The sequence below is a fragment of the Pseudoblastomonas marina genome, from assembly GCF_034374265.1.
GTDB classification, from domain to species: domain Bacteria; phylum Pseudomonadota; class Alphaproteobacteria; order Sphingomonadales; family Sphingomonadaceae; genus Alteriqipengyuania_A; species Alteriqipengyuania_A marina.
This window is the reverse complement of the sequence record NZ_CP139718.1, coordinates 1,493,048-1,505,595: the sequence shown is the minus strand read 5'-3', so window position 1 is coordinate 1,505,595 and position 12,548 is coordinate 1,493,048. Positions and strand designations below refer to the sequence as shown.

Sequence of the window (12,548 nt, the reverse complement as noted above, 5' to 3'; positions counted from 1 at the left end):
GTCTTGTGCGAACAGCACACCGGTCGCATATAGGTTGGCATGAGCGACGTGGAGGGTATCGAGCGGGCGAAGGTGCCCGAAGCTGGCGGCGACGAAGGGCTTACGCCGGTCCATCCCAATTACCGTACGGTGCTGCGCATCACGATTGCGCTGACCGCGCTGCCGTTCCTGGTCGGCGCGAGCGTGCTCGAGCTCGTGCGACCGTTCGACGACGCGGTGCCTGGCGGCATCTTCGTCGGGCCGGTGCTGCTGCTGGCCGGGTTCTTCCTCTGGCGCTGGCCGCGACGTCGCTACCAGGCGCGCGGCTACGATCTCGGGCGCGACCGGCTGCGGGTGGCGCGCGGGGTGTGGTGGCGTTCGGACACGATCGTGCCGTTCGGCCGGGTCCAGCATATCGACGTCGATCGCGGGCCGCTCGAACGCGCCTTCGGCCTCTCGACGATCGTCCTCCACACGGCGGGCAACCACAATGCGAGCGTCTCGCTGCCCGGCCTGCTCGACGAGGACGCACTCGCCATGCGCGAGGAAATCCGCGCGCACATCAAGCGCGACACGCTGTGACCGACGCGGCGGAGACGCCTGCGCCGATCGCGCCGGAAGATCACGCGGCAGTGACGGTTGCAGAAGGCGAGCCCGTCCGGCGCACAGCGCCGATCGGCCTGCTCGTCCGACTGGTCGATTCGGTGCGCCAGGCGATCCTCCCGGCGATCGGTATATTCTTCGTCGCCGGCGAAGTGCGCGAGGCGCTGGGTTTCCTGCCGCTGCTCGGTCTCGTCGTCATGGTCATCGGCTTCGTCACCTGGCTCGGCTGGTGGAAGACCACCTATCGCGTGGGGGCGGAGGATATCCGCGTCGAAAGCGGGATCGTTTCGCGCCAGGCGCGCTCGGTGCCCTACGCGCGGATCCAGGACGTCAGCCTCGAGCAACCGCTCGTAGCGCGGCTGTACGGGCTGGTGCGGGTCAAGTTCGAGACGGGCGCGGGCGGAGGCGAGGACCTGAACCTCGCCTATGTCACCGAAAGCGAGGCCGAGCGCTTGCGCGAAACCGTGCGGGCGCAGCGAGAGGGCGCCCTCGACATCGATGCCGACGACCCTGCCGCCGAGGCCGCGACCGCGGACGGGCAGGCGCTGTTCGCGATGGACGAGAAACGCCTGTTGCGGTTCGGCCTGTTCGAATTCTCGCTGGTGATCTTCGCGGTGATCTTCGGTGCCATCGGCCAGCTCGACTTCCTGTTCTCGTGGGACGACATGTACGATGCGGTGCTCGGCGACGCGCTTGAGGGGCAGGGGCGCAAGCTTGCCGCGATGGGCCTCGCCGCCCAAGTCCTGAGCGCGATCGCCGCGGCGGCCGGGGTGGTGGCGCTCGGTCTCGTCACCGGGGTCGTGCAGACCTTCGTGCGCGATCACGGCTTCCTGCTCGAGCGCACGGCCAAGGGCTTCCGTCGCCGGCGCGGCCTGTTCACCAGGACCGATGTCGTGATGCCCGCGCACCGGGTGCAGGCGATGACGCTCGGCACGAAGTGGTTCCGTCGCCTGTTCGGTTGGCACTCGCTCAAATTGGTCAGCCTCGCGAGCGATGCCAAGAAAGCGAGCCACGTTGTCGTCCCCTTCGGGCAAATGGACGAGATCGTCCCCGTTGCCGAGGCGGCGAGGATAGCGCTTCCCCCCGAAAGCATCGCGTGGGTGCGTCCCACCCCGAAGGCGTGGATCGACACCGCGCTGATCGTGTCGGCCGGGATATTGGTAATCGGTGCAGTGGTAGCGACCACCGTCAGCCCGTGGTTGCTTGCCGCACCGGTCCCGCTGCTCGCGTTGGTTGGTGGGCTCAGCTGGTTCAGCTGGCGGCGCCACCGCCACGCGACCGCGCTCGAACAGGTCTTCGTGCGCACCGGGATCCTCTCCCCGCAGCTGACCGCCGCGCCCAAGGTCAAGCTCCAGTCGGTAGAGATCGCGCAGGGCCCGCTGGCGCAATGGCGCGGCTATGCCACCGTGCAATTTGGTCTGGCGGGCGGAACGATGGAGATACCCGGCGTTCCGATCGACGAGGCCAGGCGTCTCCGCCACGAAGTGATCGAAGCGATCGCCGCGGTCGACTTCTCCGTCGCGCAGGAAGCCTGACGGCTCGTCGGACAGGTCGATCGACCGCGATCGGGAGCGATTTTGCTCCGGGACCTCCTTCCCCGAAGCTCCTGTTCACCGCGGGCTCGATCCGGCGGTCAGTCGCCGAGCGGGATTTCGGCAACGTATTTGGTCGCCCGCTCGCCGAGGCGCTCGACGATCGCCTTGCGGACCTCCTTGTAGATATCCTCGTTGAGAACGAAGCGCGCGGCGGCCTGTACGATCTTGATCGAATCCGAGCTCCAGCTGAACCACAGGAAGCGCTTTTCCGAATGGTGCGCGGTAAATTGCATGCCCGTCAGGATCATTGCGACATCGCCATTGTCCTCGCGGGTACAGGGCAGGATCTGGAAATTGCCCTTGGAACCGTCACTCGATTTCGAATCCCAAACGGTCATCTGCTTGGAATCGTCGCTCATTTCCTTGAGCGCCTCCATCGTGGCGGCGACCATCGCGATCTCGTTCGCGGTCGCGAGGCCGCCGAGGATCGTCAGCACCGCCTGGTCGAGCTGCACGGTCGTGCCGCCCGAAGTGTAGCTGCTGAAGTTGAAGCCGGGGCGGTTCCACCCGATCTGGCTCAGGACCTCGACATACTGGTGGTACCATTCCATCGGCTGCGACTGGCGGTCGAACGCGGCATCGGCCGCCAGTTGCGCAAACAGCGTCGCATTCTTGGAGTCGGACCGGTTCTGGCCGGTCAGATTGGCGGTGAACGAGGCGAGGCTCCCGCCGACCACCGAAGCGGTTTCATCGCCCTCGGGATCGTCGGCCATCGGACCGACATCATCGCGTGCCCGCGCGATCGCGCGGTCGAATGCCTTGTCTTCGGGCGGGAGTTCGACGCTTCGCACGAAATCCAGCGCCTGCTTGCTCTTGTCTGACATTGATCGCCTCCTGATTGGTGGAGGCCCGGTGATGCGAACCGGCGCAGCGAAACGGCAAACCGAATTCGCTCGGCAGTGGATGTTCAAGGCGATGGCGAGCGCGATTAATCCCCGCAACCGGCCAGTTGGGGACTTTCAGTCCGGTCTGGATTGAAGACCGAGCATCGCCGTCCGCGGCGGTGATACGCGCCGCATACCGCGCAATAGTCGGGCAGGACTTAGGCGACGTTCTGGAGCGACGCGCGGGACATCAGCTTCGAATTCACCGGGCGGCTCAGGAAATAACCCTGCAGGTGCGTGCAGCCCATCGCGCTGAGCACATGCATCTGTTCTTCGGTTTCCACCCCCTCGGCCACCACGCCCATCTGCAATTTTCGGCCCAGCCGAACGATCGCTTCGACGATCGCCTTCGCGGTGTGCGATCGATCGATTTCATTGACGAAGGACCGGTCGATCTTGACCCGGTCGAAGGTGAAACGCTGGAAATAGCTCAGCGAGGAATAGCCCACGCCGAAATCGTCGAGCAGCACCTGGATGCCGTGGGCACGCAAGGCCTCGAGCTGCTCGAAGGTCCGATCGACATCCTGAATCAGGAGGCTTTCGGTCACTTCCATCTGCAAACGTTCGGGGGGAAAGCCCGTGGATTCCAGCGTATCGATGACCCGGCTTGGCAGGCTCCCCGAGTGGAACTGGAGCGGCGAAAGATTGACCGCGACGCAGATATGCGACGGCCACTGCAATGCCGCCTCGCAGGCCTGCTGCAGGACCTGGGCTTCGAGCTCCCCGATTAGTCCGCATTCCTCCGCCAGCGGAATGAACGTCTCGGGCGAGATCGGGCCGCGGGTGGGGTGGTTCCAGCGCGCCAACGCTTCTGCGCTGACTATCGACCAGTCCTCGACCGAGTATACGGGCTGGAATTCGAGGGAAATCTCGCCATTCGCGATGGCTTCGCGCAATTCGGTTTCGAGCTCGCGCTGGTCCTTCAGCACCGCATCCATTCTCGAATCGAACACGCAATAGGTGCCGCGACCGTCGGCCTTGGCCCGATACAGTGCCAGGTCGGCATTTCCCCTGAGTTCGTCGGTGGTCTTTCCGTCATGCGGAAAGCCGACCATGCCAATCGACGTTCCGATATAGCAGTTCCGGTTGTCGACCTCGAACGGGCGCGCGAGATCATCGATCGCGCGTTGGGCCAACTCTATCGCCTGCGCTTCGCAATCCGCACCCTCGATGATCGCCGCGAACTCGTCACCGCCGATCCGGGCGATGTGGTTGTCCGACCCGACGATCGCCTGCAGGCGTTCTCCTACCATTTTCAGGACCCGGTCGCCGACAAGGTGTCCGAACTGGTCGTTGATCGCCTTGAAGCGGTCGAGATCGATGCTCAGGAGCGTGAAGGGCGCCTTCGCATTGACCAGGTCGTGCATGATCTCGGTGAGATGCGACCGGTTGTAGAGCCCGGTCAGGGCATCGTACCTTGCGAGCTGGAGGACCTTGGCCTCGACCCTGCGGGTCTCGCTGACATCCTCGGACAGGCCGAGGATGTAGCGCGATTCACCGTCCGCGCTGTCCATGATCACGCGCTTGGTCCGGACATTGGCGGTTTCGCCGTCGTCGCGCACGAATTGTCCCTCGAAGGTGAAGGGGGCCGCGAGCGCGATCGCCTGTGTGTCGCGGGCCTCGTAGTCTGCGCCCTGATCGGGGAACAGCTCGCGGTCGGTTCGGCCGATGATGTCTTTCGCCGGACGGCCGATCAGTCGTTCGGCAGCCGGGTTCACGAACACGTATTCGCGTGTCGCCACGTCCTTGACGAACAGCATCGCCGGCAGGTTTTTCACGATCGTGTCGAGCAGCGTGACCGCGTGCCGTTTTTCCGCTTCGAGCCGCTTGCGGACGCTGATGTCCCTGATGATCGATGCAAACCCGATCCGCTCATCCGCTTCGCCGATACTCGCAAACGACAATTCGGTTGGGAACCGCGATCCGTCGGCGTGCAGTGCCTCTCGCTCGACGAAGCCGTCGTTCGAAGCTGAGGGTTCGAACGCGCCCCACTTATCGCTGCGCGACGGGCAATCAGGGAAAAGCGCGGAGAATTGGCGGCCGACGATGTCGGTTGCGGATTGGCCGAACATGCGCTCGGCCGCAGGATTGCAGAAGAGGATCCTGCCGGCATGGTCGGCCGCCAGGATGGCGTCGGACGTGACCGATGCGAATTCCCTGACGATGCGGTCGAGCGTTGCGCCGGGCCGGTTTCGGATCGACGACCTGGCAAGCGCCTGCAGGTCCTGCCAGCAGGACAGTTCGGTCGACGGCGGGATTTCGGGGTGCCCGAACACGCACAGTGCGCCCACGCACTTGTCCGCGCAATCGAACAGGGGGACGGCGGTCGAAAGAAGCCGGTGGCCCGATTCTTCGGAGCCGGGCTGGAGGCATGCCCCTTCGGCCTCAGCCCTTTCGCGCACCACCGCCTTTTCGCCGGAGCCAATGGCCCGCTGACAGAGCGCGACGATCTCGGCGCGCCTGCCTCGTTCTCCTCCGTGGATACTTTCGAACTGCTCGCCGCCGCGATCGAGCAGGACGATGGCACTGCCTGCGGCATCGAATATCTTGACTGCGATGCGCAGGAGCCTGGCCGCGTCTCCGTCGGGCTTCGCCCGAACTTGGTTCCGGTCGATCCCTGCGTCCGCCTCGCTGGAGCTCGCTCGGAATTTCCGGGAATTCAACAGGCTCATGCCGACTTGATAAAGCAAGGCGCCTAATATTTCATTGAATTTTATCTTCGTAATTGTCGTGGCGACATCACCCGTCGAAGACCAGCCGCAGTAGTGACCGCGGACCGGGCCATCGGCTGCGCCATGCAAGCGGCCGGTTCGCGCCCGATTCGCACCGAAATCGGGCAGCCCGCGTCCGCTATCGATATCGAGGAGGGCTGGCTGGGGTGGCAGGGATCGAACCTGCGAATGGCGATACCAAAAACCGCTGCCTTACCACTTGGCTACACCCCAGCAGCGCGCGCCCATATAGCGCGGTGGACGCGGATGTGAAGGGCGAGATGAGGATTGTTCAGGTGTGCCCTCGACATCCGTCGATAGCTTGCGGAGGAGTCTTGGGACCGAGGTCGGGCGGATGCCTGACCGCACCCAGGAACCTACATTTTCTTCCCCGCGAAATCGGCGGCGGAGTGGCGTTCGAGCAATTGTTCGTCGTCCTCGCCCCAAGCCTTGTTGACGATCCGGCCGCGCTTGACCGCGGGACGGGCGGCGATCTCCTTCACCCAGCGCGCGACGTTTTCGTATTCGTCGATCGAGAGGAAGGTCTTGGCGTCGTTGTAAATCGTGCCCTCGACGAAGGGAGCGAACCACGGGAAGATCGCGATGTCGGCGATCGTGTAGTCGTCACCGGCGAGGTATTTCGTCGCGCCCAGCCGCTGGTCGGCGACGTCGAACAACCGCTTGGTCTCCATCGAATAGCGGTCGATCGGGTATTCGAACTTCTCGGGCGCATAGGCGTAGAAATGGCCGAAGCCCCCGCCGATGAAGGGCGCGCTGCCGACCTGCCAGAACAGCCAGCTGAGCATTTCGGCGCGATGTTCGGATGACAGGAAGGCACCGAACTTTTCGGCCAGGTGAAGCAGGATCGCGCCGCTCTCGAACACGCGCACTTCCTCGTCGCCGGTAAGGTCGAGCAGGGCGGGGATCTTGCTGTTCGGATTGATGCCGACGAAGCCCGAGGTGAACTGGTCGCCTTCGCCGATATTGATCGTGTAGGCGTCGTATTCGGCATCGTGGCCGGCTTCGAGCAGTTCCTCGAGCATGACCGAGGCCTTCACCCCGTTGGGCGTCGCCAGCGAGTAGAGCTGGAAGGCATGCTCGCCGCGCGGCAGCTCGCGCGTCTCGCGAGCGCCGGAGGTGGGCCGGTTGATATTGGCGAACTTGCCGCCGCTTTCGGTGTTCTTCCAGACTTTCGGCGGCGTGTAGGCGTTGGGCATCGGCGGGTCCTTGGTTCGGTTTCGATCTGCGACCGGGTCTGGCCGAGATGGGGCATCGGGTTACGCGCGCAAGGGCCGATTTCGCGATCACGTTGATCGAAAGGGCAGGGGGAACCGCTCGCGCGGCAAGGCGGTTTGACTCTTTCGAAGGGACGCAACTCGATGACGAAGCTGATCTATGTCGACGACGACATGCCGGGCATCACGCGCAAGGGAGCGGGGCGCGGCTTCGCCTATTACGATCCCAAGGGGCGCTTGATCACCGACCAGGCGGAGAAGGACCGATTGAACGCGATCGCGCTCCCGCCCGCCTACACCGACGAATGGTATTGCCCCGCGCCCAACGGTCACATCCTCGCGACCGGCTACGATGCGCGCGGGCGCAAGCAATATCGCTACCATCCCGATTTCCGCGCGCAGCAGGAAAGCGAAAAGTTCGATCGCTGCGCTGCCTTCGGCAACCTCCTGCCGCTGATTCGCGACCGGGTGGCGAAGGATTTGCGCTCGCCCAACCTGACACGCGAGCGTGCGCTCGCGAGCGTGGTGCGGCTGCTCGATACCGGGAGCATCCGGATCGGGAACGAGGGCTATACCCGCGAGAACAAGAGCTTCGGCGCGACCACCTTGCGGCGCAAGCATGCCGAGGTGAAGGGTCGCAGCCTCGTGCTGCGTTTCACCGCCAAGGGCGGCAAACGGCGCGAGATGCGCGTCACCGACGGCAGTCTCGCCAATTTCGTCAAGCGGATGCAGGACCTGCCCGGCCAGCACCTGTTCCAGTTCCTCGACGAGGATGGCGACCCGCACCCGATCGATAGCAGCGACGTCAACGAATACCTCCGCGAGACGATGGGCGAGGCCTTCACCGCGAAGGATTTCCGTACCTGGCATGCGAGCGTCATCGGACTGGGCGAGCTTGCCGCTGCCGAGGGCGAGCTGACGATCAAGGCGCTGACGACCGAGGTCGGCGAGCGGCTCGGCAATACGCCCGCGATGGCGCGCAAGAGCTACATCCATCCCGCCGTGATCGCGCTGGTCGGACGCCAGGAGAAATGGCGCGCCAGGCTGCGCATGCCGCGCAAGACCAAGTGGCACAGCCGCGAGGAGCGGGCATTGATCGAGCTGCTCGAACACGCCCCCAGCGCGGCCGAGCTGCTGTCGCTCGCGGGCTGACTTGAAATCATGCGACAGGTGCAAGATTTTGATCTACAGCGCCTGCCAGTTTCAAGGGTCCCGCAGTTTCCATGCAACGCCTAGCCCGTTTCAATATCGGCGATCGCTATGTCAGCGATACGCGGCGGCAGCTCGCCGAGATCGCGTTCGGCCTGTTGTGCGGCGGGGCAATGATGGGCATCCGCGCGCTCGTGAACTTGTGGGCGCCCGAAAGCGGGCCCTTCGCGATGATCTACCCGGCGGTGCTGATCGCGACGCTGTTCAGCTCGTGGCGGGGCGGGATCTCGTGTTTCGTGCTGACCTTCGGCTGGGCCTGGTATTTCGTGCTGCGCCCCCAGGGAGATTTCGCCTTCGAGGATCCGACCGATCCGGCGCGGGTGGCGATCAATGCGGTCTGCGTCCTGGTCGTGGTCCTGTTCGCCGAGGCGTTTCGCCGCGCGGTGCGCAACAATGCCGAGCTCGCCGAGGACCAGCTTGCTCGCAAGCAGGTGCTGATGGCCGAGCTCGAGCACCGCACGAAGAACAATTTCGCGCTGGTCGCCGCCTTGCTCGAAATCCAGAAGAAGCGCGAGAAGGATCCGCGGCTCGATGTTGCGTTCGACGATGCGATCCGCCGCGTGCGCACTTTCGCCGAGGCCTATTCGAACCTCCAGCTCGAGCAGGAGGAGGGCGCCGAAACGGCGATGAAGCCCTATCTCGAAAACCTCGCGGGCCGGGTGGCGAGCGCCGCGCTGCACGACGGGGTCGACCTCGACTGCGATATCGCCGACGTCACCCTGCCGCGCGAAATTGCGGTCGCGATCGGGCTCTATGTCAACGAGGCGATCGCCAATTGCGGCAAATACGCCTTCGCCGACGGGCGCGACGGATCGGTCGAGGTGTCGCTCATCCATGACGGCAAAGCGTGGACGGCGACCGTCGTCGACGACGGGGCCGGTACGTCCGCGCGCCCGAACGAGGGCGGCGGCCTCGGCGCCCGCCTGCTCAATGCCTTCGCCCACCAGGCGCGTGCATCGCACCTGTCCCATATCGACGAAAACGGTGCGACGATGGTGCTGACCGCGCTCCCGCGCGAGGACTAGCCGAGCTTGGTGATCCAGCCGTGGCGGTCCTCGACCGTGCCGGTCTGGATCCCGACCAGCCGCTCGCGCAGTTTCTGGGTCAACTGACCCGGACCGCCCGATCCGATCTCGAAGCTGTAATCCTCGGCCGTGACCTTGCCGACCGGGGTCACCACCGCGGCGGTGCCGCAGGCCAGTGTCTCGACCAGTTTCCCACTTTCGGCATCGGCGCGCCACTGGTCGATCGCATAGCGTTCCTCGACCACGTCGAGCCCTTCTTCACGCGCGAGCGTGAGGATGCTGTCGCGGGTGATACCGGCGAGGATCGTGTCGCCCAGCGGCGGGGTGACCATACGGCCGTCCTCGAACACGAAGAACAGGTTCATCCCGCCCAGTTCCTCGACCCACCTGCGTTCGACCGCGTCGAGGAACACGACCTGGTCGTGCCCCGATGCCAGCGCCTCGCCCTGCGGCACGAGGCTGGCGGCGTAATTGCCGCCGCATTTGGCGAAGCCCGTCCCGCCCGGCGCGGCGCGGGTGTAATGCTCGCCCACGCGGATCGAGATCGCCGGGGCACCCGACTTGAAATAGCCGCCGGCGGGCGAAAGGATCACCATGAAGGCGTATTCCTTCGCCGGGCGCACGCCAAGGAAGGCCTCGGTCGCGATCATGAAGGGGCGGATGTAAAGCGAGCCGCCCTCGACGCTCGGGCACCAGTCCCTGTCCTTGAGCACCAGCGCGCGGATCGCGCCGAGGAATGCCTCTTCGGGTAGGTCGGGCATCGCGAGGCGCGCGGCCGAGCGGTTGAACCGCCGGGCGTTTTCCTCGGGCCGGAACAGCGCCAGCGAGCCGTCGGCGTGGCGATAGGCCTTCAATCCTTCGAAGATTTCCTGCGCGTAGTGGAGCACCGAGGCGCTGGGATCGAGTTCGATCGGTCCGCGCGCCATCAGCCGCGCATCGTGCCAGCCCTTGTCCTCGTGCCAGTCGATCCGGACCATGTGATCGGTGAACAGCTTGCCGAAGCCGGGATCGGCGATCGCCTGATCGCGGGTCGCCGACGGGACCGGGTTGGGGTGTTCGATATGGCGAATGTCGTATTCCGGCGCGTCGGCCATGGTATCTCCCTCGGGTTTGGTTGGCCGGTTAGGCGAGCCGGTGATTTTCGACAAGGGGAGGGAGGGGATGCGGTGCAGGTGGTGGGGAAAGTCTTTGTGTTTCGCTCGCCCATCCGGAGTCTTTTGTTTGGGGCCCTCAAACGCCGGGCGCAGCGCATCCGCGCTGTTTGGATTCGGCCTAACGGCCAGCGTGCGGTCGCACGCGTGCGCGCTGCCGCGCGCAAGTCCTGGACGGATATCGCGATGAAGCGCCAAACGGACACGACGAAGGCGGTCGCCCGAGGCCGACCAGGCGGAGGCAAGCCCGACCGGGCGCCCGCAGGTGCCTCGGAGCAAAGCGGAGAGAACAGCACCGAGGATGCCCGCGCGGATGCGCGGGCGTAATCACACAAATGAGAAGGGCGGCCCCGCGATCTGCGGGAGCCGCCCTTTTCATGGTCAGCGGCCGTCAGCGCCGCTTCACGAGATCTCTATCTTTTACCTTGGTGGATCAAAGATAGTACCTCGCGCGGAAACTTACCGACCTCCCTGCTGAACCATGAGACATCGGATCACCTCCTTTCGCGCTTGTAAGCCAGTCGCCACTCATGTGGCTCGGACGGATCAGGCGCCTGGAGGTCCCTTTGTGCTGGTATCCTTCAGGCTACCATCGCGCCGACCGTGACCCCTTTGTGAGTCATGATCGTTCGCCAAACAACCCTTGAATAAGTTTTTTTCCACGTCAGAATATCGCGTTCGCGCAATCAACGTGCGCGGCACTCCTGGAAAACCCGCACCATTTCCGGATCGCTCGGCAGGTAAAGCGTCGGCAGGCCGGGCACTTCGAGCGTGAAGCGCCCGCGCGAGAACGAGATCCGGTCGAGCATCGGATCGACCGCCGGGACGCTGGCTTCGTACATCAGCGGACGTACCGGGCGCGCGGTCCGGGTGTCGGCACCGAAGCTGCCATCGGCCTGCACGGTGCGGAAGGTCATTGGCAATTCCTCGCTCCCCGTCCCGGCGCGGCGGATATCGACGCGCAAATTGTCGCAGCGGATTTCGACCAGCGTTTCGCCGCCGGGCGCCTCGTAGACTGCGGAGGCCGGATAGCTCCCCTGCTTGATCGAGCGCCACGCGCCCGCGGTCTTCGGTGCGTCGCGCCAGTCGTCATAGGTCGGCGCCGGCGCCGGAGCCGGCGCGGGTGTCTCGACCACCGGCGGCGGCGGGGGAGGCGGGGTCGGCGAGGGCGGGGCGGCCTGCTGCGAACAGGCGGCCAGCGCGAGCGCGGCGGTGGGGGCTAGGATCGTGTAGCGGAGCAGGGGAATAGACTTCATCGATCCGGTATGGGAGGGGGATCGCCCGCCCGCAAGCATTCCGGAGCCGAAACGACAGCGAAAATGGGCAAGCCGACGAAAATACGCGTCGATCAGGCGCTTGTGTCGCACGGGCTCGCCGAAAGCCGGACTCGCGCACAGGCGCTGATCATGGCCGGCGTGGTGTTCGTGGGCGAGACCAAGATCGAGAAACCGGGCCAGCAGGTCGCCGAGGATGCCGCGCTCGATGTGCGCGGGCGCGACCATCCCTGGGTCAGCCGCGGCGGGATCAAACTGGCGGGCGCGCTCGACGCCTTCGGTCTCGACCCCAAGGGCGCGGTGGCGTTGGATATCGGCTCTTCGACGGGGGGCTTCACCGACGTGCTGCTGAGCAAGGGCGCGAGCCATGTCTTCGCGGTCGACAGCGGGACCAACCAGCTCTCCTGGAAGCTGCGCAGCGACGAGCGCGTGACCGTGCTCGAACAGACCAATGCGCGTCACCTGACCCCCGAACTGATAGACCGGGCATGCGACTGGGTGGTGTGCGATGCGAGTTTCATCGGCCTTGCCAAGGTGCTCGAGCGCCCGCTGGCGCTCGCCGCGCCCGATGCCCGCGCGGTGGTGCTGGTCAAGCCGCAATTCGAGGTCGCGCGACACGAGGTCGGTAAGGGCGGGGTGGTGCGCGACCCCGTGCTGCACGAGCGGGTCTGCCACGAGGCGCGCGCCTGGTTCGAGGCGCAGGGCTGGACCGTCGACGGGATCGTGCCGAGCCCGATCACCGGGCCGGAGGGTAATGTCGAGTTCCTGCTCGCGGCGCGACGCGGGCGCTTGTCGTCCGGAGATGTCCCTTCACCGGACAGCGGTCCGGCGTGATTTGCGCCCCGCCGCCGCTGTGCTAGCGCGCACCGACCGAAAGGCCCG

At 65.3% G+C, this 12,548-nt stretch carries 10 protein-coding genes and 1 tRNA gene; 5 read left to right on the top strand and 6 right to left on the bottom strand.

Going from position 1 to position 12,548, the window contains the following annotated elements:
* The first annotated feature begins 39 nt into the window (after nucleotides 1-39).
* Nucleotides 40-561 (top strand): PH domain-containing protein, encoded by a 522-nt coding sequence (locus T8S45_RS07495; RefSeq protein WP_188642294.1) that lies wholly within the window; start codon nucleotides 40-42, stop codon nucleotides 559-561.
* Entirely contained in the window at nucleotides 558-2,117 is a 1,560-nt protein-coding gene (locus tag T8S45_RS07490) for a PH domain-containing protein (RefSeq protein WP_322293288.1), read from the top strand. The genes T8S45_RS07495 and T8S45_RS07490 overlap by 4 nt, the downstream gene beginning before the upstream one ends.
* A 98-nt stretch (nucleotides 2,118-2,215) precedes the next feature.
* Here T8S45_RS07490 and T8S45_RS07485 read toward each other — a convergent pair whose 3' ends face one another.
* The 4 genes from T8S45_RS07485 to yghU all read right to left on the bottom strand — a co-directional run bounded on the left by T8S45_RS07485 (nucleotide 2,216) and on the right by yghU (nucleotide 6,989).
* Nucleotides 2,216-3,001: a hypothetical protein gene (locus T8S45_RS07485; RefSeq protein WP_322293287.1), complete on the bottom strand. Its 786-nt coding sequence runs from the start codon at nucleotides 2,999-3,001 to the stop codon at nucleotides 2,216-2,218.
* 218 nt (nucleotides 3,002-3,219) lie between these two features.
* A complete protein-coding gene (locus T8S45_RS07480) occupies nucleotides 3,220-5,733 on the bottom strand; it encodes a putative bifunctional diguanylate cyclase/phosphodiesterase (RefSeq protein WP_322293286.1) in 2,514 nt (837 codons plus the stop codon).
* Nucleotides 5,734-5,931: 198 nt separating this feature from the next.
* Nucleotides 5,932-6,006, bottom strand: a tRNA-Gln gene (locus tag T8S45_RS07475).
* A 143-nt stretch (nucleotides 6,007-6,149) separates the two neighbouring features.
* On the bottom strand, nucleotides 6,150-6,989 hold the full coding sequence (gene yghU, locus T8S45_RS07470) for a glutathione-dependent disulfide-bond oxidoreductase (RefSeq protein ID WP_322293285.1): 840 nt from the start codon (nucleotides 6,987-6,989) through the stop codon (nucleotides 6,150-6,152).
* Nucleotides 6,990-7,151: 162 nt separating this feature from the next.
* Between yghU and T8S45_RS07465 the strand changes: the two genes are divergently transcribed.
* Both T8S45_RS07465 and T8S45_RS07460 read left to right on the top strand, forming a co-directional pair.
* A complete protein-coding gene (locus T8S45_RS07465; protein ID WP_188642289.1) occupies nucleotides 7,152-8,159 on the top strand; it encodes a DNA topoisomerase IB in 1,008 nt (335 codons plus the stop codon).
* Between the two features lie 71 nt (nucleotides 8,160-8,230).
* The gene (locus T8S45_RS07460; RefSeq protein ID WP_322293284.1) at nucleotides 8,231-9,241 is read left to right on the top strand and encodes a sensor histidine kinase; all 1,011 of its coding nucleotides are present in this window, start codon (nucleotides 8,231-8,233) and stop codon (nucleotides 9,239-9,241) included.
* Here T8S45_RS07460 and T8S45_RS07455 read toward each other — a convergent pair.
* Both T8S45_RS07455 and T8S45_RS07450 read right to left on the bottom strand, forming a co-directional pair.
* Nucleotides 9,238-10,335 (bottom strand): branched-chain amino acid aminotransferase, encoded by a 1,098-nt coding sequence (locus T8S45_RS07455; RefSeq protein WP_322293283.1) that lies wholly within the window; start codon nucleotides 10,333-10,335, stop codon nucleotides 9,238-9,240. The two genes, T8S45_RS07460 and T8S45_RS07455, sit on opposite strands and share 4 nt — an antisense overlap.
* A gap of 743 nt (nucleotides 10,336-11,078) precedes the next feature.
* Entirely contained in the window at nucleotides 11,079-11,648 is a 570-nt protein-coding gene (locus T8S45_RS07450; RefSeq protein WP_322293282.1) for a hypothetical protein, read from the bottom strand.
* 63 nt (nucleotides 11,649-11,711) lie between these two features.
* On the opposite strand from T8S45_RS07450, the gene T8S45_RS07445 reads away from it, so the two are divergent.
* Nucleotides 11,712-12,500 carry a TlyA family RNA methyltransferase gene (locus T8S45_RS07445; RefSeq protein ID WP_322293281.1) on the top strand — a complete coding sequence of 263 codons (789 nt, stop codon included), beginning with the start codon at nucleotides 11,712-11,714 and terminating at the stop codon, nucleotides 12,498-12,500.
* Nucleotides 12,501-12,548 lie beyond the last annotated feature (48 nt).